Source organism: Brucella sp. BE17, from assembly GCF_039545455.1.
Classification (GTDB): Bacteria; Pseudomonadota; Alphaproteobacteria; order Rhizobiales; family Rhizobiaceae; genus Brucella.
On record NZ_CP154468.1, the window covers coordinates 357,090 to 381,430 of the forward strand.

A 24,341-nucleotide genomic window follows, 5' to 3' on the forward strand; every position below is an offset into this window, starting at 1 on the left:
GATTTGAACGGGTTCTGCCTTGACAGAAACGGTTGATCAGTCGCAAATGTTTGTTTTGAATTTCTGCAGAAGGTATTTCAAATTTTCTACGGTACGCGTTAGTTTTGGCCCCTTATGACCGGACTTTTAAAATTCACATCAAAAAGGAGATCGAGCTCGGGTGAGAAACGCGGGGTTGTAAAAATGAAATCCTGCTCACCGGGAGGAACGAAATCGAAATTGTCGAGGCTGACGGAGAAGCCGGTGAAGGCAGTTTGCAGCGCTTGGGTTATCCATTGGATATTATTCTCGACAGCGCGTTCACAGCTTTCCTCGACTGACCCGCCTGTGGCAGAACCAATTTTCCGGTCGACGTCACGTGTCCAGCTGTGTTCGATTTCGTCATAGGCGAGCGGCGAAATAGAAAAATCGGGCTTTCTCTGGGAAAGCCGAAGTTTGATCGAAGGCTCGTCGACGCCAAATGTATCTTCCATAATGATCTGCAGATAGGCCGCGGCGGTTTTGGACCATTTCCCCTCGAAATTCGATGCAATTTTCGACGTCAGCCAAATTTGCTCGGCAACTGCTACATGGATGCTGAGTTCGAGCATATTTTTGGTCGGCACTGGGAATATCCTGATCAGTGTCTGTTGATTGCTCAGCCTCTTCAGATCATATTGAAAGATATTGCCGTCTCTTTTTACTTCGTTATCTGAGCGCGAGAGGATGAGCCATCCATCGCCATCGGCCACAGGGGCCTGAACACCCAGTACGTAAGCGATTTTCTGCGCGATCAGCTTCGAGAACTGACGTCCTTTGATCGCCATTATGCCCGCTGTCACTCCATTGCCTGTAATTTTTTCGATGTCGAGCCATGTTGCGCTGGCCTGATATTCGTTCTCAATGGAGCGCCCTTCACAGGAGCCTTCGAAAACACCGAAATAGTCGATTGAACTTCCTCGATGGTCGATATCATTGGTGCGAATATTGTGCCGAAAATCCAACGGTGCGAGTGTTGTCGCACGCTTGGTATTCTCTTTGGGATAGACGATGGTTCCCATTAGGAGCTGCCCGCTGCCAAGCCCTCGCAGGGCATTCAGGAGCACTTCCCGGATCCGGTCCAAATGAGGACTGTCAAAAGTTCTACCGAGTGCGTCGAGCAGGCGAAAATCCGAAAAATCGTGCTCAGAAACGATCAAATTGAGATATAGCGCCTGAATAGCAAAATGCCGTTCGGTCGAGTCTTTCTGCGGGTTGTTGTGTACTGTTTCGCCCACGTCTTCACCAATGTCCGGGTCGAGCCGTGAAATTTCCTTTAGCGAGACGGGTTTTCTTTCCAGAGTGGATAGAAAGGACAGCGAACAAGAACCAAGATCGGTTTTTTCGCCGGTTGCGACTATGATTGCTTCCCCGTTCTTGATTGGCAAGGATACCAACACTTTGCCGCTGTCATGGGGCGATGCGATCAAGGATAAAGAGGGTACATCCAGCCTGGCCGTCAATTTAATGTCGCTGCCTGTTTCATCGTGCCTGACGATAACATGCCTCTCACGTGAGCGTGTTTTCGCCCAAACCCGCCAGGCTTCGGCAAGCTGACTATTGATCGCCATTTCAGACAGAGAAAGACAAAGATCGAATCTTTGCAGATTATTTCGCGTATCGGACATAATCCCCCCCGGGCCCTATCTACCGACTGCAATTTTACGCGCTCACTATAGCTGAAAATTTTTGAAACAGTAGGGGAATTTTGCAGACGTCGTAACGCGCGCCAGTTCTGGCTCGGACGGACCTTCATCGCGCATGTTTAGGGCTATAAAATTCAGCCAGTGAAAGCGGTTGTTTTGCTTGGCTTTATCGTTCTTTCATTGCGCTGCCTGTGGCAGCCCACGATTGCTCGAGGCGCTTCAAGCACTCCGTCCGACGTTTTCTATGGAAATAGTTGCAACCATTTACGGGCTTGTCTTCTTCGATTTAGTGTTCTCCCATGCGCCATCGCTACAAGGGGCGTACCTCTGGGAGAAAGCATGATCGACAAGCTGGAATTTTTCATCGCATTGACTCGCGCAAAGCATTTCGGGCGGGCTGCGGAGGAGTGCGGTATTTCACAGCCAAGTCTTTCGGCCGCGATCCGGCAACTGGAGGATCAACTTGGCGTCGTTCTGGTGGTACGTGCAGCCCGATACCAAGGGTTGACGCCTGAAGGGCAGCGAGTTCTCGAATGGGCGCGCCGTATCGTTGCCGATACGCGCACCATGCGCGAGGAAATGCGGGCCGCACGCAAGGGGCTGGCGGGCCATATTCGGCTTGCCGTCATTCCCACAGCACTTGCCATGGTGCCGCGCTTGACGGAATCGTTTCAAGCACGACACCCTGATGTGACATTTTCGGTGACATCGCGCACCTCGCTTCAGGTGTTGAGCCAGATCGAGAATCTCGAAATCGATGCGGGAATCACCTATCTCGACAACGAGCCGCTGGGGCGGGTGACGACGGTGCCGCTTTATTCGGAGCGGTATCACCTGATTACTGCAGCCGGAACACCTCTCGCCGATCAGGAAAGCGTGACCTGGAAACAGGTTTCCGGTCTTAGGCTATGCCTATTGACTTCGGACATGCAAAACCGCCGTATCATCAACAAGCACATGGCAGAAGCTGGCGTGGAGGTGAAGCCAACGCTCGAATCCAATTCGATGATCGTGCTGTTCTCACATATTCGAACCGGGCACTGGGCTTCGATAATGCCCCCTAATATATTGGAATCGTTCAGTTATCAAAAACAGATAAAAATGATCCCGATTGTTGAGCCCGATGCCGAGCATCTGGTGGGATTGATTGCGACTTACCGTGAGCCTCACACACCACTGGTTTCGGCGCTGCTACATGAGGCGCGGCAACGTGCCGCAGAACGCGATTTTGATAGGAAAATTCTATCGAGCGACGGAAACCCCTTATTGACCTGATACTGTCCTTTTCGCCATTCTCCAGGTCATCGCAAGGTTGTGAATGGACTGAAAAGTCCCGCTCCCCAGCTTTGCTCATGGCGGTTGGGAGGACTGGCTTATGAGTATTCAGACGGTCGCCGCAGATGAGGCGGCGCGTGTTTCTGCGGTCATTGACGATTTTCTTCATTTGGAAGGGCCGTTGCTGCCCATGCTGCACGCGGTTCAGGAGGAATTCGGCTATATTCCCGAAAGTGCCAAGCAGATCATCGCCTCTGCCCTGAATGTGTCGCGGGCGGAGGTGCATGGCGTCGTAACCTTTTATGCCGATTTTCGCGATCAACCCTCTGGCCGCCACGTGCTCAAACTGTGTCGCGCCGAAGCTTGCCAGTCGATGGGTGGTGAACCGCTTGCCCAAACCATCAGGAGCCGTCTCGGGCTTGACTGGCACGAAACCGCGCCAGACGGGTCCGTCACACTGGAGCCGGTCTTCTGCCTTGGCCTTTGTGCACAGGCACCGGCCTTGATGCTGGACGGCGAGGTGCATGCACGTCTGGATGAAAACGCTCTTGGCAACATTCTGGCTGAGGTGCAGCGATGACGGTCAAAATCTTCGTTCCCTGTGACTCTGCTGCACTGGCAGTCGGAGCAGACCGTGTTGTAGAAGCCATCGAGCGCGAAGCGGCCAGTCGCGACCTTGATGTCCAGATCGTTCGCAATGGCTCGCGCGGCATGCTCTGGCTTGAAGTGCTCGTGGAAGTGCGCACCGAGCAAGGTCGTATCGCCTATGGGCCGGTCAAACCTGGCGACGTTGCGTCGCTTTTCGATGCGGGTTTTCTCACCGGTGACGAGCATCCTCTCTGTCTAGGGCGGACAAAGGAGATCCCCTTCCTCAAAAGCCAGACGCGCCTGACATTTGCCCGCTGCGGCGTTACAGACCCGCTGTCAGTTAAGGACTATCGCGCCTATCAAGGTATGAAGGGGCTTGAGAAGGCTGTTGCAATGGCACCAGCCGATATCATTGCGCAGGTGACCGAAAGCGGCCTGCGCGGGCGTGGTGGCGCGGGGTTCCCCACGGGGATAAAATGGAAGACCGTCGCGGATGCTGTAGCCGAGCAGAAATATATCGTTTGCAATGCGGATGAGGGTGATAGCGGCACCTTTGCCGACCGCATGATCATGGAAGGCGATCCCTTCGTGCTGATCGAGGGCATGGCGATTGCCGGTCTTGCCGTCGGTGCAACGAAAGGCTTTATCTATACCCGCTCGGAATATCCGTACGCCATCAAGGCCATGGAGCAGGCGATCGCCATCGCCAGGCGCGAAGGCATAATCGGAAGCTCCGTTCTCGGTTCCGGGCGCGCCTTCGATCTCGAAGTGCGCATGGGGGCTGGCGCCTATGTTTGCGGTGAAGAAACATCGCTTCTCAACAGTCTGGAAGGCAAGCGCGGAACCGTGCGTGCCAAGCCGCCACTGCCTGCACTGGAAGGACTGTTCGGAAAACCCACCGTCGTCAACAATGTAATTTCCCTGGCGTCCATCCCGGTCATCATGGATCGGGGCGCAGCCTTTTATCGCGATTTCGGTGTCGGGCGTTCGCATGGCACGATCCCTATCCAACTCGCCGGAAACATCAAACATGGCGGGCTTTACGAGACCGCCTTCGGTCTGCCGCTCGGTCAGCTGGTCAACGATATAGGTGGCGGTACGATTACCGGTCGTCCCGTCAAGGCTGTGCAGGTGGGCGGTCCACTTGGTGCCTATTTTCCGGTCTCGTTGTTCGATACGGTTTTCGACTATGAAGCTTTTACGGCTGCGGGCGGCCTTATCGGACATGCGGGTATCGTGGTGTTCGACGAAACCGCGGACATGCTCCGGCAGGCCCGGTTCGCGCTTGAATTTTGTGCGGTGGAAAGCTGCGGCAAGTGTACGCCCTGTCGTATCGGCTCGACGCGCGGCGTCGAGACGGTGGACAAGATCGCGCTCGGCATCGAGCGGGAGAAAAATACAGAACTGCTCGAAGACCTTTGCGAAACCATGAAGTTCGGTTCGCTTTGTGCGCTTGGCGGCTTTACGCCCTATCCCGTCATGAGCGCTCTCCGGCATTTTCCTGATGATTTTGCCCCCACCCCACGTGTTGAAGCGGCGGAGTAAGACCATGGCCCTTGTTTCTGAATTCGACTATGGAACCCCGAAATCCCGCGCAACGGACATGGTGACGCTCACCATCGACGGTCGTCAGGTAAGTGTACCTGCGGGAACGTCGATCATGCGTGCTTCACGCGAAGCGGGTATCGATGTTCCCAAACTTTGCGCCACCGATATGGTGGACGCTTTCGGCTCCTGCAGGCTTTGTCTTATTGAGGTGGAGGGCCGCAACGGCACCCCTGCCTCCTGTACCACACCGGTTGCGCCCGGTTTGGTCGTGCACACACAAACGGAGCGGCTAAAGCAGATCCGCAAGGGTGTGATGGAGCTTTATATTTCCGATCATCCGCTCGACTGCCTTACCTGCGCTGCCAACGGCGATTGCGAATTGCAGGACATGGCTGGCGCCGTGGGTCTGCGTGATGTGCGCTACGGTTATGAAGGCGACAATCATGTCAGGGCGCGTACCGGCGATGGCGATGTCAATGCCCGCTGGATGCCGAAAGACGAGAGCAATCCCTACTTCACCTATGATCCTTCCAAATGCATTGTCTGTTCGCGCTGCGTGCGTGCCTGCGAGGAAGTGCAAGGCACATTCGCACTGACGATCGAGGGGATCGGTTTCGAAAGCCGCGTGTCGCCCGGTGCGCATCAATCATTCCTTGATTCCGACTGCGTCTCCTGTGGTGCCTGTGTTCAGGCCTGTCCGACTGCGACGCTGACGGAAAAATCGGTGATTGAGATCGGCCAGCCGGAACATTCTCTGGTCACGACCTGCGCCTATTGTGGGGTGGGCTGTTCTTTCAAGGCAGAAATGCGCGGCGAAGAACTGGTGCGCATGGTGCCTTGGAAGGATGGGCAGGCCAATCGTGGCCACTCCTGCGTCAAGGGCCGCTTCGCCTATGGTTATGCCACCCACAGGGACCGCATTCTCAATCCGATGATCCGCGAAAAGATCAGCGATCCATGGCGGGAAGTCAGCTGGGAGGAGGCGCTTTCCCATACTGCGTCGGAATTTCGTCGTATCCAGGGTCAATATGGCCGCGAAGCCATCGGCGGCATTACCTCTTCGCGCTGCACCAATGAAGAGACCTTTCTGGTGCAGAAACTTATTCGCGCTGGTTTCGGCAACAACAATGTCGACACTTGCGCCCGTGTCTGTCATTCGCCGACCGGCTATGGCCTTGGTCAGGCATTCGGCACGTCCGCCGGCACACAGAATTTCGACAGCGTGGAACATTCTGACGTCGTCGTGGTCATTGGTGCCAATCCGACGGATGGTCACCCGGTTTTCGGTTCCCGGCTGAAAAAGCGGCTGCGACAGGGTGCAAAACTCATTGTTATTGATCCTCGTCGCATCGATCTGGTGCGCAGCCCGCATGTGGAGGCGTCCTTCCACCTGCCGCTGAAACCCGGTACCAACGTGGCGGTGCTCACCGCACTTGCGCATGTGATCGTCACGGAAGGACTGTTCAACGAAGCCTTTATCCGCGAGCGCTGCGACTGGTCGGAATTCGAGGACTGGGCCGCTTTCGTTTCAGAACTTGCGCACAGCCCGGAAGAAACCGAAAGTTTCACTGGCGTTCCGGCAGAAGACCTGCGCGGGGCTGCACGTCTTTATGCCAAGGGCGGCGATGGCGCGATCTATTATGGCCTTGGAGTGACCGAACACAGCCAGGGGTCGACTACGGTGATGGCTATTGCCAATCTCGCCATGGCCACCGGCAATATTGGCCGCCCCGGTGTGGGCGTCAATCCGCTTCGCGGACAAAACAATGTGCAGGGTTCCTGCGATATGGGCTCTTTCCCGCATGAACTGCCCGGTTACCGGCATATTTCCGATGACGCCACACGTGACATTTTCGAAAAGCTTTGGGGCGTCAAGCTCAATAACGAACCGGGGCTGCGTATTCCCAACATGCTCGACGCCGCCGTGGAGGGGAGCTTCAAGGGCATCTACATTCAGGGTGAGGATATTCTCCAGTCCGACCCGGATACAAAGCATGTTTCTGCTGGTCTCGCGGCAATGGAATGTGTCGTCGTGCATGACCTGTTCCTGAATGAAACGGCGAATTATGCCCATGTCTTCCTGCCCGGTTCCACTTTCCTTGAAAAGGATGGAACCTTCACCAATGCCGAGCGGCGCATCAACCGTGTGCGCAGGGTGATGTCACCGAAAAACGGTTATGCCGACTGGGAGGTGACCCAGAAGCTTGCGCAGGCTATGGGGCTTGGCTGGAACTATACGCATCCATCGGAAATCATGGATGAGATCGCGGCAACGACACCGAGTTTCGCCAATGTTTCCTACGACTATCTAGAGCGCAACGGTTCTGTGCAGTGGCCCTGCAACGAAACCTTTCCGCAAGGGTCTCCCATCATGCATGTGGATGGCTTCGTGCGCGGCAAGGGCAAGTTCATCCGCACCGAATATGTGGCGACGGACGAACGGACCGGTCCGCGCTTTCCGCTCCTGCTCACAACCGGGCGTATCCTGTCACAATATAATGTCGGCGCACAGACGCGGCGCACCGACAACGTCGTCTGGCACGAGGAGGATCGTCTGGAAATCCATCCGCATGATGCCGAACAGCGCGGCGTGAAGGATGGCGACTGGGTCAAGCTCGCCAGCCGGTCGGGAGACACGACGCTGAGAGCGCTGATCACCGACCGTGTGGCGCCGGGTGTGGTCTATACAACGTTTCACCATCCCGGAACGCAGGCGAACGTCATCACCACCGACTTTTCCGACTGGGCGACCAACTGTCCTGAATACAAGGTGACGGCTGTACAGATATCGCACTCCAACGGGCCGACCGAATGGCAGGAGGAATATGATGAGCTCGGTCGCCGTGCGCGGCGGATCGTCGGTAAAATGGAAGCTGCAGAATAATTGGGGCCGGGCAAGTCTGGCTTCATCAAGACATTGAGGCGTCGGCGGGAAACCGACGTGGGGAGAAGGTCATGTTGCTCAATCACACGGACGAAAAGCTGGTGAGGATGGCGAACCAGATCGCGACGTTTTTCCTTTCCCAGCCGGAAGATAGCCGCATCGAAGGCGTGGCTGTCCATATCAACAAATTCTGGGAACCGCGCATGCGCCGCCGTTTCTTCGAGATTGTGGATGCCGGGGCGGGAAATTTTTTGCCACTTGTTCTTGCTGCGGCAGCGAAAATCAATCGGCCCGTAGAGCCGGTCGCTGACCAAGGCTTGTCAAAAGGCCATGTGGCGGAAAGCGGTCGGGCGTAAACCGCACGACCGGGAAAGTGCTTTCGCCGCATGGGGAACGCGGCGGCAATGATGTTCGCTCGGCAGAGTAGAGCCGGAGCGAACCTGACGTGTCCAGACATCGATGAGGGAGGTAATGTCGATGGTAGTAGCAGGCATAACGGCGGGAGAGGTGGCGCAGACCGGGCTTCTGGACCGTGAGCGAATAATCGCGAAACCCGGTTTTAACCGCTGGCTGGTTCCGCCTGCGGCTCTGGCAATTCATCTATGCATCGGTATGGCCTATGGATTTAGTGTTTTCTGGTTGCCACTCTCCAGAGCGCTGCAGACGACTGACCCAAGTTGTTCCAGTCTGACCCTCATGGGTGCGCTGTTTACCACGCAGTGTAACTGGCGCGTGGCGGATCTCGGCTGGATTTATACGCTTTTCTTCGTGCTTCTGGGTTGCTCCGCAGCGATATGGGGCGGCTGGTTGGAAAGAGTCGGGCCGCGCAAAGCCGGTTTCGTCTCCGCCTGCTGCTGGTGCGGTGGTATTCTCGTCGCAGCGCTCGGCGTCATGACGCATCAGCTGTGGCTGATGTGGCTGGGTGCGGGTGTGATCGGCGGTATCGGTCTGGGTCTTGGTTATATTTCGCCTGTATCGACATTGATCAAATGGTTTCCGGATCGCCGCGGTATGGCGACAGGCATGGCCATCATGGGCTTTGGCGGCGGTGCGATGATCGGCGCGCCGCTTGCCGATTTGTTGATGAACGCTTTCAAGACCGAAACATCCGTCGGTGTCTGGCAGACCTTTGTCGTTATGGCACTGATCTACTTCGTCTTCATGATGGCCGGTGCCTTCGGGTATCGTATTCCGCCTGCGGGCTGGCGTCCAGAGGGCTGGACCGCACCGGCTGCCAAAAGCACAATGATTACCCACCGCCACGTACACCTGCGCGACGCGCACAAGACACCGCAGTTTTGGCTGATCTGGGTGGTCCTTTGCCTGAACGTGTCAGCCGGTATCGGCGTCATCGGTATGGCGTCACCCATGTTGCAGGAAATCTTCGCGGGGTCGCTCATCGGCTTGCCGGGGATTGGCTTTGCCGAGCTTGATACGGGGCAGAAGGGACAGATCGCAGCTATTGCCGCCGGTTTCACCGGCCTGCTTTCGCTGTTCAACATCGGCGGGCGTTTCTTCTGGGCATCGATGTCCGACAGGATTGGCCGAAAAAACACTTATTTCTGCTTCTTCATTCTTGGTATCCTCCTTTATGCGGCGGTGCCGACGCTTGCAATGATGGGGTCCAAGACTTTATTTGTAGTGGCGCTCTGTATCATCCTGTCCATGTATGGCGGTGGTTTTGCGACTATTCCGGCCTATCTCGCAGATATTTTTGGTACGCAGTTCGTGGGTGCTATTCACGGCCGCCTGCTGACGGCATGGGCGACGGCGGGTATCGCCGGGCCGGTCGTCGTCAACTATATCCGCGAGGCACAGATCGCGGCGGGTGCCGCACCTGGACCTGCGCTCTATTCAAGCACCATGTATATTCTGGCCGGTATGCTGGCGATCGGTCTCATAGCCAATGCGCTGGTGCGACCGCTATCGGACAAATGGTTCATGGCAGATGCGGAAGTGGCGGCGCTTCAGGCGAAGACCGCTGCCGCCAATGCTGGTCCGACAGGCTCCTTCGGCATCGGGCGTGGTGGGCTGGACGCCAAGGCAGCTCTTGCCTGGGCCGCAGTCGGTATTCCGCTTCTCTGGGGCGTGTGGGGCACCGTCAAAAGCAGTCTTTCGCTGTTCGGCTGAACGTCCATCCCGTTTGGTGGCGCAGGATAAATGCGCCACTACCGCATGGGCTCAATTTTAGAAAGCGCTGTGCCCAGATTTAACAGTTTGGAGCGCCGGGCACCCGAATGGAGGTCGGGCGCTCCAAGAAAGCATCTGCCGCCCCATGATCGGTATATCCCCCGATAAGCTTATGAAATGCGAAGCGCTTCAGCCCTTTGCGATGAACTGCTTTTGATATGAGAATCCGTCTGTGGACTTTTGGGAATACTTATCTGGCTACCAAAACGCGAGCAGGCCAGACCTGCAGCTATGGATGCGCGCTGCATGGCCGCTTCCAGAGACAATCCCCGATCAAGTGCCGAAGCCAGAACGCCAACGAAACAATCACCGGCGGCTGTGGTGTCTTTGACGTCGATAGACATCGCGTCGACCCGGAAGCCTTCGCCCTTAACGAAAGCCTCGGCGCCATCTCCGCCCAGTGTGCGCAATATTCCGGTTTGCAGATGTTCTGAAAGCGAGCGTGCAGAGGCGTCGCAACCGAGCCAGCCTGCGAGCGCTTCGGCCTCATCCTCATTGACCACGATCAGGTCGCACAGTGACAGCACCTCCGCCTTCAATGGGAAGGCGGGAGCGAGGTTGAGTACGGACAGAGCTTTTGTCGCATGGGTGCGACGAATGAGTTTCTCCACTTGATCTATGTCGTTTTCCATCTGCATGAGAACGATGTTGGCTTTATGCAGAAGCTCATCCTCCACGGCATCCGATGATGCTGCCAGGTTGGCGCCAGATGCCACAGCGATCATATTGCGGCCAGCCATGTCAATATAGATTGAAGCACAGCCGGTTGGCTGCGCCAGTCGGGAAACGCGCGTAATATCAGCCACATCTTTAAGCTGGCTTAAGCCTATTTCGGAAAGCGCATCGTCACCAACTGCACCGACCATCATAACATCCGCGCCGTCACGGGCGGCGGCAATTGCCTGATTGGCGCCTTTGCCACCAGCCTCCGTGCGCATATTTTTGGCAAGTAATGTTTGCCCAGGTTGGGGCATTTCGGCAAGCTCGAAGACGAAGTCGACATTAATGGAGCCAAAATTGATGATCACGGTATCTCTTTCCTATGCAACCTGAACGAAATGGCCTTCACCGGCTTCTTGGTAAACGCGTTTTGGCGGCACATAATCAGCTGCCCTGAGCGGGCTTCTGATCTCGTCATTGCTGATCCGTCTAATCTTTCGACGCGCGGGATCGGCGATTGGCACTGCAGCCATCAAACGCTTTGTATAGTCATGCTGCGGATTTTCAAAGACTGCCTGTCGTGGACCGATTTCGACTAACTCCCCAAGATACATCACAGCAACCCTATGGCTGATGCGCTCGACCACCGCCATGTCATGGCTGATGAACAGATAGCCAAGACCATATTTTTCCTGCAAGTCTAACATCAAGTTTATGACCTGCGCTTTTACCGAGACATCAAGCGCTGAAACGGATTCGTCGGCAATGAGCAGTTTGGGTTCGAGCGCCAGAGCACGCGCAATACACACGCGCTGACGCTGACCACCAGAAAACTCATGCGGAAAACGATCCATCATCGAAGCGGAAAGGCCGACACGTTCGAGAAGCTCTCCAACGCGTGTCCGCGCTTCATTCGCCCGCGCCAAGCCATGCGCAATGATCGGCTCTGCGATGGCTTCTCCGATGCGGATGCGCGGATTAAGGCTTTCATACGGGTCCTGAAAAATCATCTGCGCCTGGCGACGAATATCCGCAAGCTCGGATTTTCGGGCCTTGAGTACATTTTTTCCATCAATCGTCACGTCGCCCGATACCGTATCGGTGAGGCGGATGATCGAACGACCTGTGGTGGATTTTCCGCAACCAGACTCGCCCACCAGCGACAGTGTTTCACCGCGGCGCAATTCCAGCGATACGTCCTCGACCGCATGGACGCGGCCCACGGTTTTGCGCAGAAACCCTTTTTTCACATCAAAACGCGTGACCAGATGATCGACTTTGAGCACTGGCGGTTCGTCACGGTTGACGGTGTCTTCCGTTGGTTTGGGCGGCGCTATTTCGCCTGTCTGCATATCGACATGGGGAAAGCGGAGCGGCCGGTCTTTGCCGGTCATAGAACCCAATTGCGGGACGGCAGAGAGGAGGGCGCGGGTATAAGGATGTTTGGCACCAGCAAAGAGATCATGGGTGGTGCCGGTCTCGACCTGCTCACCGCGATACATGACAACGGTGCGGTCAGAGATTTCCGCCACCACACCCATGTCATGGGTGATGAAGAGGACTGACAGCCCCTCTTCTTCCTGAAGCGTCTTGATGAGTTCCAGAATCTGCGCCTGAATTGTCACATCCAGCGCCGTCGTCGGTTCATCTGCGATCAGCAGTGTTGGATCGCAGGCCAGAGCAATCGCAATGACCACGCGCTGACGCATCCCGCCTGAAAAATTCATCGGATATTCGTTAAGCCGCGACCTGGCTGATGGAATGCGTACTTTCTCCAGAAGGTGGGCTGCTTCGGCTTCCGCTTGCGCATGTGTCATGCCGCGATGCTGGATGAGAACCTCGGTGATCTGTTGTCCGATTTTGAGCACTGGATTGAGCGAAGTCATCGGCTCCTGAAAGATCATGCCGATGCGATTTCCGCGAATGGCCTGCATGGCGTCAAGCGGTAACGACAGCAGATCCCGACCTTCAAAGTCGATTTTGCCAGTGACACGCGAATTGGCAGGCGAGAGAAGCCGCATGATCGACATGGCGGTGACACTCTTGCCGGAACCGGATTCGCCCACAACAGCGACGGTTTCCTTGGCATGGATGTCAAAGCTCACATCGTTAACAACATTGCGCCATTGACCGCCGACACGAAAGGCTGTGTTGAGACTGGATATCGAAAGGATCGGATCGGGCATAGATGTAGTGATGGATTGGGTCATGGTTTGCTTCATGGCTTAGCCTTCCCGACGCGGATTGAGAATGTCGCGCAGCGCATCGCCGATCAGATTGATCGCAACGATCAGCAAGAGAAGTGCGATACCCGGATAGAAGCTGATCCAGTAGTCACCGGAGAGCATATAGTCGAAGCCGTTGGAGATGAGCAGGCCGAGCGAGGGTTCGGTCACCGGCAGTCCGATCCCGAGGAACGACAGCGTTGCCTCGAGCATGATACCGTAGGCAACGCGCATGGTCGCGACGATGATAAGCGGCGGTAGACAGTTGGGCAGAATATGCCGGAACAATATGCGCCGATCGGCAAGCGCCATGGAGCGGGCCGCATCGACATAGGCACGCTTGCGCTCAACCAGTGCGGAACCACGAATGGTGCGGGCATAATAGGCCCATTGTGTGACAACCAGCGCCAAAATGATCTTGTCCACGCCCTGTCCGAGAATGGCGAGAAAGATCAGCGCAATCAGGATAGCCGGAAAGCTCAGTTGAATATCGACAATGCGCATCAATACGGCATCGACGCGCCCGCCGATATAGGCACTGGCAAGCCCGATAGATGCTCCGATGACGAGCGCAATCGCTGCACTGGAAACTCCGACCAGGATGCTTGTGCGAAGGCCATAGAGGATTGCGCTCAAAAGATCTCGGCCCTGATCGTCGGTGCCGATCAGATAGACCATGCCGGTCATGCTTTCCGAACCCGGCGCAAGCCTGCCATCAAGAATATCGAGCTGCGCCAGATCGTAAGGATTTTGCGGCGCAATCCATGGCGCGAAAATGGCGGCGATCAGAAAGATCGAAACCAGAATAAGGCCGGTGAGGGCAAGCTTGTCATGCAGAAGTGCCGAGACGACTTGCCAGAAAGGCGCACGTGATGCCGGAGTGGCTTCGGTGCCGGTTCCTGCGTGAACGGAAACGGATGTGGGTTTTTCCTGGCTCATCACGAGTTCCCTTCAAGACGAACGCGCGGGTCTACGATAGAATAAAGGATATCGACCAAAAGATTGATGACGCTGAACATCACCACCGTGATCATCAGATAGGCGAGGATGACCGGACGATCGAGAACGCTGATTGCATCGATGATCAGCTTGCCCATTCCCGGCCATGCAAAAATCGTTTCGGTGACAACGGCAAAAGCGATCAGAGAACCCAATTCAAGGCCGATAACCGTTATGAGGGGGATCAGCGTGTTTTTGAGCACATGCACAGTGACGATACGGCGTTCCGTCAGGCCTTTGGCGCGTGCAAAGCGCACGAAATCAAGCTGCATGGTTTCCATGACACCGGCACGTGTGAGGCGGATCACCAGCGATATCTTGAACAAAGCCAGATTGAAGGCAGGTAAAATGAGGTGTGAGAGGCCATCGAGCGTGAAAAGGCTCAACGGCATGCCCAGCACGTTCACCGTGTCGCCGCGCCCCGATGCCGGAAGCCATCCAAGATAAACGCTGCAAATCATGATCATGACAAGACCGATCCAGAAGGTCGGCAGGCTGAAGCCAAGGATGGAAAAGGTCATGATCGATTTGGAAATCAGGCCTTTGGGCTTCAAACCGGCATAAACACCGAGCGGGATGCCGATGACAAGCGCCATCATGAGCGCCACAAAGGCGAGCTCCAGCGTGGCCGGCATACGGTTGAGGATCAGCGTCAGCGCAGGCTGGTTGAAGACAAAGGAATTGCCAAGATCACCAGACAAAGCTTTTGTCAGGAACAGCCAATATTGCTCCCATACCGGCTTGTCGAGGCCGAAGGACTGTATGACCTGCAAACGCTCGGCGGGCGTTGCGGTCGAACTCAGCAGCACATCGACAGGGTTGCCGACGAGATAAAGCCCGATGAAGACCAGAACCGACATGACCAGAAGGGTCAGGACGGTCTGGATCGAACGGCTCAGGAGATATCCGCTCATGATTGTAATTCTCCCATCAGATTTTTGCTCTCCGACTTCGCGCCATAGCGAGCAATGCGCTCGATCAGCAGGGCAATGAAACCGGCCTCATCGACGTCAGTGGCGACGGTAGCATTGGCCGCACGCTCCATCTTGTTGTAAAAGTCGGCATAGGTATAACCCATTGTCAGGCCGGTGACCTCGACGCCGATAAAGGCATCACGGCTCACGAACAGGTCAGGCCGGATCAGCCACGCGATAGTCGTGGCATCATGAATGGGGCCGCCAGGACGACCATAGCGCTTGGGATCTGAACGATCAAAGGTCGAAAACAGATTGTAAAGAGCCTCGCCAGGCTTACCGCCCGCCCTGAATTGCTCAAAATGGTCTTTTGTGAAGAGTGCCTGAAACGTCATGTCGAGCGGCATCAGCACAATCGGAACACCGGACTGGAAAGTGATTTCGGCGGCATGCGGATCGGCATAGATGTTGAACTCGGCCCATGGGGTGCGATGACCAAGAGCTGTGAAGGCACCGCCCATCGCCACGACCTGCCTGATACCTTTGGCGACATCGGGATGCTGGATGAGAGCCAGTGCAATATTGGTCAGCGGGCCAATGGCACAGATGGTTATCAGATCGCCTGTTTGTGCAGCCTCGCGCGCACAACGCACGATAAACTGAATAGAAGTCTCTTGCGCAGGCTTAATATTGCTCGCCTCGATGAGTGTATCGTTGAACGCGCCGATCCTGGCATATTTGCCATAAACCTGCTCACGGACCAGCGGGCCTTGGGCTCCTGCATGAACAGGTACGTCGCGCCGCCCACTAATGGAAACGATCTTGCAGGCATTGGCGAGGGTTGCTTCAAGCGGCACGTTTCCCGCAACGATGGAAAGGCCAAGTACGTCAAGCTCGGGTGACGCCAGCGCCATCAAAATGGCGGCTGCATCGTCGACGCCAGGATCGGAATCGATGATAATGCGCTGTTTCTTCATGCTGACACCTTTTGCGCATAGCGCGAAAGTCGCTCAAGGAAGAAATCGATCACGCCCTGCGCATTGACCTTGGTGACAATCTCGGCATTGGGTTCAAGCCCGCTTTTGCCATACCAGTCGGCAATGGTCTGGCCCATGCACAATTCGCTTTCATGTTCCACGAAAATACGGGCTTTCTGCGTTTCAAACAGGTGTGGTGCCAGAAGATAGGCCATCACCAACGGGTCATGCAGGGGGCCTCCGCGCGAACCATAGCGCAACACATCATTGCGGTCCCAGAATGCCATCAGCTCGGCAATTGTTTCTGAAATACGACCGCTGACACGGGCGAACTCACTCACATGTTCTGGCTTGAGCATGACCTGATGCGTGGCATCGAGCGCAAGCGCGACGATAGAAATTCCGCTGGAAAAGACGACGTGCGCTGCGTGCGGATCGGCAAGCATGTTGAATTCTGCAGTCATGGTGCGGTTGCCGGATTCACGATAGGCACCACCCATCATAACGATGCGTTCCACACCCGCGGCGATCTGCGGTTTGATGCGCAGGGCAACCGCCAAATTGGTCATTGGGCCAAGGCAGCAGATTGTGATGCGTTCGCCGTTTTGGGCGGCTTTGGAAAGCGCATCAATTAAAAAATCCACGGCCGACAAGGGCTCGGCTTGCTTGATCGGGGCAGGCAAGGTGGTGTTTCCAAGCCCTGTCTTGCCGTGGAACTGGCCGTAGATCGGATCGCGCAACATAGGGCGAAAACAGCCAGCATAAACAGGAATATCAGTTCGTCCGCCCAGCTCGCAGACCTGCAATGCATTGCGTACCGTGCGTTCTAACGGCTGGTTTCCACAGACGGGTGTAATACCGAGAATATCGAGTTCCGGCGAAACGAAGGCAGTGAGCAGAGCAATCGTGTCGTCAATACCGGGGTCGCAATCGACGATAACAGGGGTAGGCTTCATAGATGGTGCCTTCAAAATAGGGGATAAGCAGTCAAAGCGCGCCAACGCCGCGCAATACGCTCGCGATTTCCGCGCGCGCTGCCTCATCGAGTGGCCGCTGCGGCGCTACAGGATCACCAACGGCAAAGCCTTGCAGCTCGAGAGCAGCCTTGATGCAGGCGGCAATCGAATATTTGGCAAATATCTCGTTGACGCGCCAAAGCGGGCGCTGCAACTCCATGGCCTTGGCCCACTCACCGGCTTTCGCGGCCTCATAAAGCGCAATGCTTTGTTTAGGCACGATGCAGGCGGGACCAGCCATCCAGCCGACACCGCCGATCATCATCACGCAGGCGGGAATATGCGCCGATGCGGCAAAAACCTTCATCCGTCCTTCTGTGCGTTCGATAATGCTTAAAAGCCGCCCGGTATTGGTCGACGCGTCCTTGATATAGCGGATATTCTCGATATGGCTCAGCCGTTCGATAACCGGCAGTGTGATATCCGAACGCTGGAACTGTGGGTTGGTGTAAAGTACCACCGGGCGCCCCTTGGCGGCCTTGGCAATGGCTGTGAAATAGTCTTCCACGCCTTGTTCGGAAACCGGGAAATAGGCTTCAAGCACTGCCAGAATGCCATCGGCACCAGCCTCGACCATATTTTGCGTCTGCATAACCGCGTCGGCAATTGATGTCGAGGCAACACCTGCAATCACCGGCACGCGCCCGCGATTGGCGGCAATCACGGTGTCAACGACCTTGCGCTTTTGCGCAAGCGAGAGATAGGCGAACTCACCTGTACTGCCGAGCGGTGTCAAACCATGCACACCGGCATCGATCAGATGCTCTACCAGTTGCGTAAGAACCGTTTGTCTGATCTCTCCGGTTTCATCAACCGGAGAGGCGAGATAGGGATAAACACCGTGAAAGGACATGTCGGAAGCTCCTTGTCCGATCAGTTTGGTTTTACATAATAGGGCAATGTATAGCCGTCTGAACGACCGGCGAAGCTTAGGTCCTGCTTCAGCGCCCATGTGTTGGCGAGATAAAACAGCGGAATGACGCCAAGATCATGCATGGCTGTTTCTGTTGCCTTCTTGAGCAAATCTTCGCGCTTGGCATCGTCGAGCGTTGCACGCGCCTCGCTCAGCGCCTTGTCGAATTCCGCATTGGAATAGCGACCACGATTGCCCTGACCAGCCTTATCACCATAGGTTTCGAGGATAGGACCCAGAACGCCGGAGGCTTCGCCGGTTTCAACCGCCGCACCGCCCATGATCAGACTGAATTCCTGATTGGAGGCGCGGGTGAAATAGACGCTGCCCGGAAGTGTTGCGACTTCCGTCTTGATGCCGATACGGCTGAAAAACTGGCCCAGGGCCTGTGCTACCTTGGAATCGTTGGGATAACGGTCATTGGATGCATGGAAGGTCAGATTGAATCCTTCCGGGTATCCGGCGTCAGCCAGCAACTGCTTGGCCTTGTTTGGATCGTAAGCATCGATCTTGATCGCTGAATCATAGCCGAAATAGCCTTCCGGCACGACCTGACCGGCGGGAACACCCTGACCGTCCATGATGCGGTCCACGATTGCCTTGCGGTTTATCGATAGCGACATGGCGCGCCGGACTTGCACCTTTAGAAGCGGGTTCTTGCCGTCTGCATCTTTAGAAAAAGGTGATTCTTCGCGTACCTGATCCATATGCAGGTACATGATACGGTTGCCCGCGACGTTGACCACGTTGAGTTTGTCGGCAGCTTCCATCCGGCGGGTATCCGCGGTTGGAATGCTTTCGATCATGTCGACGTCGCCCGAAAGCATTGCTGCAACACGGGCGCTGCTGTTCTTGAAAACGCGGAACGTTACCTTGTCCCATGCAGCCTTTTCGCCCCAATAGGTATCATTGCGGGCAAGGACCACATGGTCATCTGGCGACCAGGACACGAATTTGAACGGGCCGGTGCCGATCACACCTTTGCCCTTGTTCATGTCTTCGGTGGTGGTTTTCTCCATTTCAGCCGGAAGAATGGCGATACGGCTCAGATTGTTGAGAAGAAGCGGCGTCGGGCCATCGGTCGTAATCCGAACGGTCAGTGGGTCGACCGCCGTCACATCGGTGATTGCCTTGACATAGGCTGCAAATGAACTGGGAGAGTTGGTCGAGGCCAGCGGAATGCGCTTGATGCTGGCAACGACATCCTCGGCATCAAAGTCGCTGCCATCGTGAAACTTGACGTTTTCGCGCAGCTTGAATTCCCATGTCGTATCGTCAATGGTTTTCCACGAAACGGCCAAAGCAGGTTCTATCTGCTGCTTTTCATTCTGATTGACCAGGCCGTCGAAAATATTGCGCGCCATGGCGCTGTTCGGGCCGACCACATAAAACTGCGGGTCCATGGATGTGGTCGAGGCAGCAAGGCCGATTGTGAGATCTTTGGCCTGGCTTGCGAACGGCACTATGAGAACCGAGCCCGCCAGAACAGCTGCGAAAGCAGAAAACTTCATAATTGGAATCCTCCTGATGATCCGATCCGCACTCTCCTTGCGGGCGAGGAGTAGTTAACGCCTTCTGGATAGAAAGAAAAATTGCATTTTGTGCACAAGTCATGCCTAAATGTTATGGAGAAGGATTGACCATGCGCATGAAGCCACGACAGATTGAAGCATTCAGGGCCGTTATGATGACCGGCGGCATCACCGCCGCCGCTGAAGCGATGAATATCACGCAACCTGCGGTCAGTCGTCTTATCCGCGATCTTGAAGAGATCGTCGAAATGCCGCTCTTTGAGAGAGTGGGGGCGCGTCTCGTGCCGACAGCCGAAGCGACACAGTTTTATCGTGAGGTGGAACGGCTTTACCTCGGGCTTGACCATATGGCGCAGGCCGCACGCGATATCCGCCAGCACAAGAATACCGTCTTGCGGATTGCCAGTGTGACGTCGCTTGTGCGTCCCTATTTGCAACAGGCCATTCTCGATGTCGTGGGCAACCGTCTCGATGTTCCTCTGGTGATCGATGTGGAAAACAGCCGACATATCTGGGATATGGTGGACAAGAACCGTTATGATCTCGGCTTTGTATACGCCTCTCCGCGTATGACAGACAAAAGCGCGGTGGCGCTTCATCGCGCCAAAGCCGTCGCGGCGATGGCACCCAACCATCCTCTCACGAACCGACAGATAATAACGCTGGTCGATCTCGTCGGTGAGAGGGTTCTCATTCCCGGACGCAACTCACCCCTTCGCCTTGCGCTCGACCGCGTCTTTTCCCATGATGAGCACCAGCCGGCCAGTACCATGGAAACATCGATGTTGAACTGTTGTCATTTTGCAGCCGCGGGCATGGGGGTGGGGATCGTGGACAGAACAAGTCTGGCCTCTGCAGGATGCGAAGTGGTTGCCATTCCATTCGAGCCGGATATTGAAATTTCTTATTTTGCCATCCGGCCTTCAGGCAATCAACGAATTGCTCTGCTGGAGCAGATTACTGATCGTATGAAAATTCTTCTGGGCCAGCTTACCCGATAACATTGGATCAAGGGCTATCGCATGATCGTTTCCGCATTGAACCACGGAACGATATTTGAAAAATTTAAGGCAAGAAACTTTTCATAAACGATAAGAGGCCGCTCCTGACAGAGCGACCTCCATATTGGAGTGTTTTAGTTATTCACTTATGGATGTTGCCGATGGTGAAGAACTGCGTTTCGCCATTGCTGTCGTCGACGCCGTCATTGTCGGTGACAGCATAGGCTTCGCCGGACTTGGTGATTGCAAAACCTTCCAGCTTGTCAGGTACGAAGCCGTTGAGCTTCTTCAAGTCGGGGATGAAGTCGCGAACCAGTGTCTTTTTTACCATCGGCAGCTTTTCGCCGATCTCAACCGGCTTCAGATCGGCAAGCGTTACCTTGTAAAGACGCTTGTTGACCGCTTCCGATCCAATCAGGTTGTCGCGTTCGATAATGTAGAGATCGCCGCCATAGGCAGTGATTTCCGACAAACCGACCCAGCCTTTATCTGCGGCATCCAGCGGATAGGCTACGGCCTTCCAGCTATTTTCTTTGATATTGTAGGCGAGAAGCTTGGTCTGCCCCTTGTCGTCATCGCCCCATGCGTGCTGCACGACCATCCAGAGGACTGCATCATCGCCTTCACCAACGCGGGTGATGCCTTCGAGCCCGTAGCGGGTCTGATGCTTGAGCAGATCAGCAGGAAGGGCGATCTCCTTCTTGATGACACCCTTTTCATCGACGTTTAAAATAGCATGCGGGACGAGTTTGTTCTGGTCACCCTCATTCGCGAGCCAGAAACCGCCTTCACCGTCCGTAGTGATGCCCTCAAGATCAATCTTCTGCGCGGCGTCGTTACCGCGCTTGACGAGGAGTGCTCCAGTAATCTTTGCAGGTTTCTGGCTGGCATCGATGGTGTAGATGGTGGGCGCGGCGTAATAAACCGAGTCAGATACGGCGTAGAGAGTGCCATCCTTCTTATCGTCTGCAACGAGACCGGAAAGCGCACCCCAGGCGATGGGCGTGCCGTCCTCTTTCAGGTCGGAAACAATCTGCGGGTAGTCGGCGGGCTTATCCTGCAATTCATAGATCATAACATGCGACCGCGCGCCGCCGTCTTCGACCAGATCAGTTTCGTTGGCGGTCACGAAAAGCTTGCGTGATGGGATAGCCAGCAGACCCTCCGGCCCCATGCCCGACGGCAGCAACTGAACGAACTCCGGTTCATTGCCCGTATCCTTGTAAACGCCGACCATAGAGCCGCGTTCGCTGGCGACAAAGACGTATCTCGTGTCGCCGAAGGTCGCGGTTTCCGCGCCTTCCGGCTCGATGCCTTTTTTGTTACGTTTGTCGGGATAATGACCAGCGGCAGCGATGCGGTGTTCGAGCGTGTTGCCTGACTCGTAAAGCAACTTGCCGTTCTTGGAGAAAAAGGAGAAGCCGCGCGAGCCGCCTTTGTAATCACCTTCATTGGCGATGACGATGCGATCATCATCAATCCATTTCACAGTATCCGGTTCGCGGGCCACATTTTTCATCTCGCCGTTGAAAGCGATTACGCCGTCTTTCTTCGTGTCGATCCTGTCGAGGTCGACGAAGCCGGCCGAAAAATGCGAAACGACTTTAGCCGTTGTGGCATCAACGATAGCGATGTGGTTGTTTTCCTGCAAAGTGACGGCGATCTCGTTCTGGCTGTTGAATGAGACGAATTCCGGCTCCGGGTCTTCGGGTGCAATTTCGGCAATGCCGGTCAGGTCCACTGTCTTGATGGCAGCGCAATCAACGACTTCGCCCTTCAGTTCCAAAATCTTCAGATTGCCTGCGGGCAGTTGCGGCAGCTCACCGTCGTTAAGATCTTCGTCACGCTCATTCTCGATGGCGATAGCAATGAATTTCCCGTCAGACGAAACGGCAACCGAGTCTGGCTGGCCACCGAGGTCACAGCTCTGCTCGATTTTTTTCGAGGCGACGTTGATGATATCGAGGCGGCCCGACGGGTTCTTGTAACTTTCCGATGTGTTGACACCAGCGAAGATACGAGAACCTTCTACTGCGACCGATGTCGGCTCGCCGTCGACCTTGATCATGCCGCCAGCCTTGGGAGCCGCCGGATCGGTGATATCGACAAAGCCAATAGCGCCATAGGGGCTGTCCGAATAAATCAACGTGTTGCCGTCCTGCGAAACCGTAATGATTTCAGAAGATGTCGGCTGGGACCTGTCGGCATCCTTCGGAAGATTGTCGGCCACAGGGAAACTTGCAATACGGTTGAATAAAGGCTCTGCCGATGCGGAGAATGCCCCTGAGGCGGAGAGCGCTGCCAAAAGGCCGAGCGTAAGCGAACGTATTTTCATGGGAAGTCCCTTGGATCGGAAGGTTAATCCAGAAGACCTTTGACGGCGCTTGATAACAGAACGATGACAATTGGACAAAGATACACCCCGAACGAGCATCTCACTTGAAGCTTCTTAGTATTGCAATGTTTGATGACAATTAACGGATGTTAGCAGTGCGGCGGACTATCGAGCCCGCCGTCCGTTGATATCTATCCATTGGAGCTTGTTGAGAAAACATCATCCGTGAGAATTATTAATAATTTTTACGTTGTACCTTGAAACTGAACGATCGGACGAATATTGGGAAAGCCACCCGCTGTGCAGCTCAAAATTAAACCATTTTATGACGACTATCGATCCTCGACTTACCCTGTTTGAATTGTTTCCTAATGAGGTATGATACTAAACGCGACTGGTCACCGAATTTATTTCCTCTTGTCTCAACCTAATGAGGCGTCTCAAGCTGCGTGGAGAAACATCAAAACGACGCGCTATTTCTGTTAAATATTCCCCATGTTGTACCAGTGCTATTATTGCCTCATCAACTTGAGGGGTGGTTAGCGAGGGTGGGCGTCCAAGATGACGGCCCTGTAATTTTGCTGCCTGCATACCAGCTCTGGTCCGTTCACTGATAAGGGAACGTTCGAATTCGGCGAGGGCAGCCATCATATGAAATAGAAGCCTGCCCCCTGATGAGCTTGTATCAATATTTTCGCTGAGTGAGCGAAATTCAATACCCCTGTGCCCAAGCGCTTCCATGAATTCAATGAGCTTGGATAGAGAACGGCCTAGCCTATCAAGGCGCCAAACAACCAACATATCGCCTTTTTTGAGCGTCGCTAAAGCCGCATCGAGGCCTCGTCTGTCGAACGATTTGCCAGACACACCATGATCTTCAAAAATGTGCGTACAACCAGCTCGTTTCAAAGCATCCATCTGAAGGTCCATTTTCTGTTCTTCAGTCGAAACGCGCGCATATCCTATTTTCATCTTTGGTACTTCCTGCGGTCGACGAAATACTCCGGTTTTCCCTCCTTTCCAGGGCGCTGAGTCTTGCCGTCTTCCTGTTACATCAGTGTTAGCTAATTTTCTGGGCGCCACATTGTTGACAATAAGGGTCCCCTTGTGGTAATCAGAATTGAGGAGCGAATTAACTTTAATAACTGACGATTTTGTCACAATTGGTACGCTAATAGTCTGTTGGGATCGGGATAGGCGAAAGGGGACCCTTGATGTATTCGGGGGGGTGGGTGTACGTCCGGCGAGTGCGTCGGTCTGGTGGGGGTAAGTCGAGCTCATGCACTAGTAATGCGCTTGTTCAATTTTTAATTGTTCTTTGTATTCGTTTGCTGTTGTTTAGCAGACTAAATTCTATGTATGCGTTTCTTCGATCGCTCAGAAACTCATTTACCCATCCAGATTTCTTTTTTTCATATGATATGCAGCCTGGTAAGCGCGGCTGCTTGATGTTTCCGGCTGTCGTATCGACGCTGGCCCTTTCTGGCTTTGCGATGGTTCTTCGCGAGGCAACGATGTCTTCGAGGTGTCTGGAGACTGCAAATATCTGTTCGGATTCCCAGCCCGTCGATGATCAATGCCCGCGATTGCTGTGGGCGATGCTTGAATTAATCAACTTTA

General features: G+C 54.9%; 18 protein-coding genes. 7 read left to right on the forward strand and 11 right to left on the reverse strand.

Going from position 1 to position 24,341, the window contains the following annotated elements; all coding sequences use genetic code 11:
• Positions 1 to 98 precede the first annotated feature (98 nt).
• A complete protein-coding gene (locus tag AAIB41_RS13105) occupies positions 99 to 1,646 on the reverse strand; it encodes a hypothetical protein (RefSeq protein ID WP_343315731.1) in 1,548 nt (515 codons plus the stop codon).
• A gap of 357 nt (positions 1,647 to 2,003) precedes the next feature.
• Between AAIB41_RS13105 and AAIB41_RS13110 the strand changes: the two genes are divergently transcribed.
• From AAIB41_RS13110 to AAIB41_RS13135, 6 genes are all read left to right on the forward strand, one after another.
• Complete coding sequence (locus tag AAIB41_RS13110; protein ID WP_343315733.1) at positions 2,004 to 2,939, forward strand: LysR family transcriptional regulator; 936 nt, start codon at positions 2,004 to 2,006, stop codon at positions 2,937 to 2,939.
• 100 nt (positions 2,940 to 3,039) lie between these two features.
• Positions 3,040 to 3,519: a formate dehydrogenase subunit gamma gene (locus AAIB41_RS13115; protein WP_343315734.1), complete on the forward strand. Its 480-nt coding sequence runs from the start codon at positions 3,040 to 3,042 to the stop codon at positions 3,517 to 3,519.
• Positions 3,516 to 5,072, forward strand: a complete 1,557-nt coding sequence (locus AAIB41_RS13120; protein ID WP_343315735.1) for an NADH-quinone oxidoreductase subunit NuoF — start codon at positions 3,516 to 3,518, stop codon at positions 5,070 to 5,072. The genes AAIB41_RS13115 and AAIB41_RS13120 overlap by 4 nt, the downstream gene beginning before the upstream one ends.
• 4 nt (positions 5,073 to 5,076) lie before the next feature.
• Entirely contained in the window at positions 5,077 to 7,959 is a 2,883-nt protein-coding gene (gene fdhF / locus AAIB41_RS13125) for a formate dehydrogenase subunit alpha (protein WP_343315736.1), read from the forward strand.
• Between the two features lie 71 nt (positions 7,960 to 8,030).
• A complete protein-coding gene (locus AAIB41_RS13130) occupies positions 8,031 to 8,315 on the forward strand; it encodes a formate dehydrogenase subunit delta (RefSeq protein ID WP_343315737.1) in 285 nt (94 codons plus the stop codon).
• A 121-nt stretch (positions 8,316 to 8,436) separates the two neighbouring features.
• Positions 8,437 to 10,089 carry an OFA family MFS transporter gene (locus AAIB41_RS13135; RefSeq protein ID WP_343316064.1) on the forward strand — a complete coding sequence of 551 codons (1,653 nt, stop codon included), beginning with the start codon at positions 8,437 to 8,439 and terminating at the stop codon, positions 10,087 to 10,089.
• 170 nt (positions 10,090 to 10,259) lie between these two features.
• Here AAIB41_RS13135 and AAIB41_RS13140 read toward each other — a convergent pair whose 3' ends face one another.
• From AAIB41_RS13140 to AAIB41_RS13175, 8 genes are read right to left on the reverse strand one after another with little or no spacing between them, the layout of a single operon-like run.
• Complete coding sequence (locus AAIB41_RS13140) at positions 10,260 to 11,177, reverse strand: ribokinase (RefSeq protein WP_343315738.1); 918 nt, start codon at positions 11,175 to 11,177, stop codon at positions 10,260 to 10,262.
• Positions 11,178 to 11,189: 12 nt separating this feature from the next.
• Positions 11,190 to 12,995: an ABC transporter ATP-binding protein gene (locus tag AAIB41_RS13145; protein WP_343316065.1), complete on the reverse strand. Its 1,806-nt coding sequence runs from the start codon at positions 12,993 to 12,995 to the stop codon at positions 11,190 to 11,192.
• A 39-nt stretch (positions 12,996 to 13,034) separates the two neighbouring features.
• Positions 13,035 to 13,973, reverse strand: a complete 939-nt coding sequence (locus AAIB41_RS13150; RefSeq protein ID WP_343315739.1) for an ABC transporter permease — start codon at positions 13,971 to 13,973, stop codon at positions 13,035 to 13,037.
• A complete protein-coding gene (locus AAIB41_RS13155) occupies positions 13,973 to 14,947 on the reverse strand; it encodes an ABC transporter permease (protein WP_343315740.1) in 975 nt (324 codons plus the stop codon). Before AAIB41_RS13155 ends, AAIB41_RS13150 begins: the two co-directional genes overlap by 1 nt.
• Positions 14,944 to 15,924 carry a nucleoside hydrolase gene (locus tag AAIB41_RS13160; RefSeq protein WP_343315741.1) on the reverse strand — a complete coding sequence of 327 codons (981 nt, stop codon included), beginning with the start codon at positions 15,922 to 15,924 and terminating at the stop codon, positions 14,944 to 14,946. Before AAIB41_RS13160 ends, AAIB41_RS13155 begins: the two co-directional genes overlap by 4 nt.
• Positions 15,921 to 16,880: a nucleoside hydrolase gene (locus tag AAIB41_RS13165; protein WP_343315742.1), complete on the reverse strand. Its 960-nt coding sequence runs from the start codon at positions 16,878 to 16,880 to the stop codon at positions 15,921 to 15,923. The genes AAIB41_RS13160 and AAIB41_RS13165 overlap by 4 nt, the downstream gene beginning before the upstream one ends.
• A gap of 31 nt (positions 16,881 to 16,911) precedes the next feature.
• Positions 16,912 to 17,793, reverse strand: a complete 882-nt coding sequence (locus tag AAIB41_RS13170; RefSeq protein ID WP_343315743.1) for a dihydrodipicolinate synthase family protein — start codon at positions 17,791 to 17,793, stop codon at positions 16,912 to 16,914.
• A 20-nt stretch (positions 17,794 to 17,813) separates the two neighbouring features.
• On the reverse strand, positions 17,814 to 19,364 hold the full coding sequence (locus AAIB41_RS13175) for an ABC transporter substrate-binding protein (RefSeq protein ID WP_343315744.1): 1,551 nt from the start codon (positions 19,362 to 19,364) through the stop codon (positions 17,814 to 17,816).
• A 131-nt stretch (positions 19,365 to 19,495) separates the two neighbouring features.
• Between AAIB41_RS13175 and AAIB41_RS13180 the strand changes: the two genes are divergently transcribed.
• Positions 19,496 to 20,386 (forward strand): LysR substrate-binding domain-containing protein, encoded by an 891-nt coding sequence (locus tag AAIB41_RS13180; RefSeq protein ID WP_343315745.1) that lies wholly within the window; start codon positions 19,496 to 19,498, stop codon positions 20,384 to 20,386.
• A 142-nt stretch (positions 20,387 to 20,528) separates the two neighbouring features.
• Here AAIB41_RS13180 and AAIB41_RS13185 read toward each other — a convergent pair whose 3' ends face one another.
• Together AAIB41_RS13185 and AAIB41_RS13190 are read right to left on the reverse strand one after the other, a co-directional pair.
• On the reverse strand, positions 20,529 to 22,721 hold the full coding sequence (locus AAIB41_RS13185; protein ID WP_343315746.1) for an esterase-like activity of phytase family protein: 2,193 nt from the start codon (positions 22,719 to 22,721) through the stop codon (positions 20,529 to 20,531).
• Between the two features lie 384 nt (positions 22,722 to 23,105).
• Positions 23,106 to 23,693, reverse strand: coding sequence for a recombinase family protein (locus AAIB41_RS13190; RefSeq protein ID WP_343315747.1), 588 nt, complete (start codon positions 23,691 to 23,693; stop codon positions 23,106 to 23,108).
• Between the last annotated feature and the right edge of the window lie 648 nt (positions 23,694 to 24,341).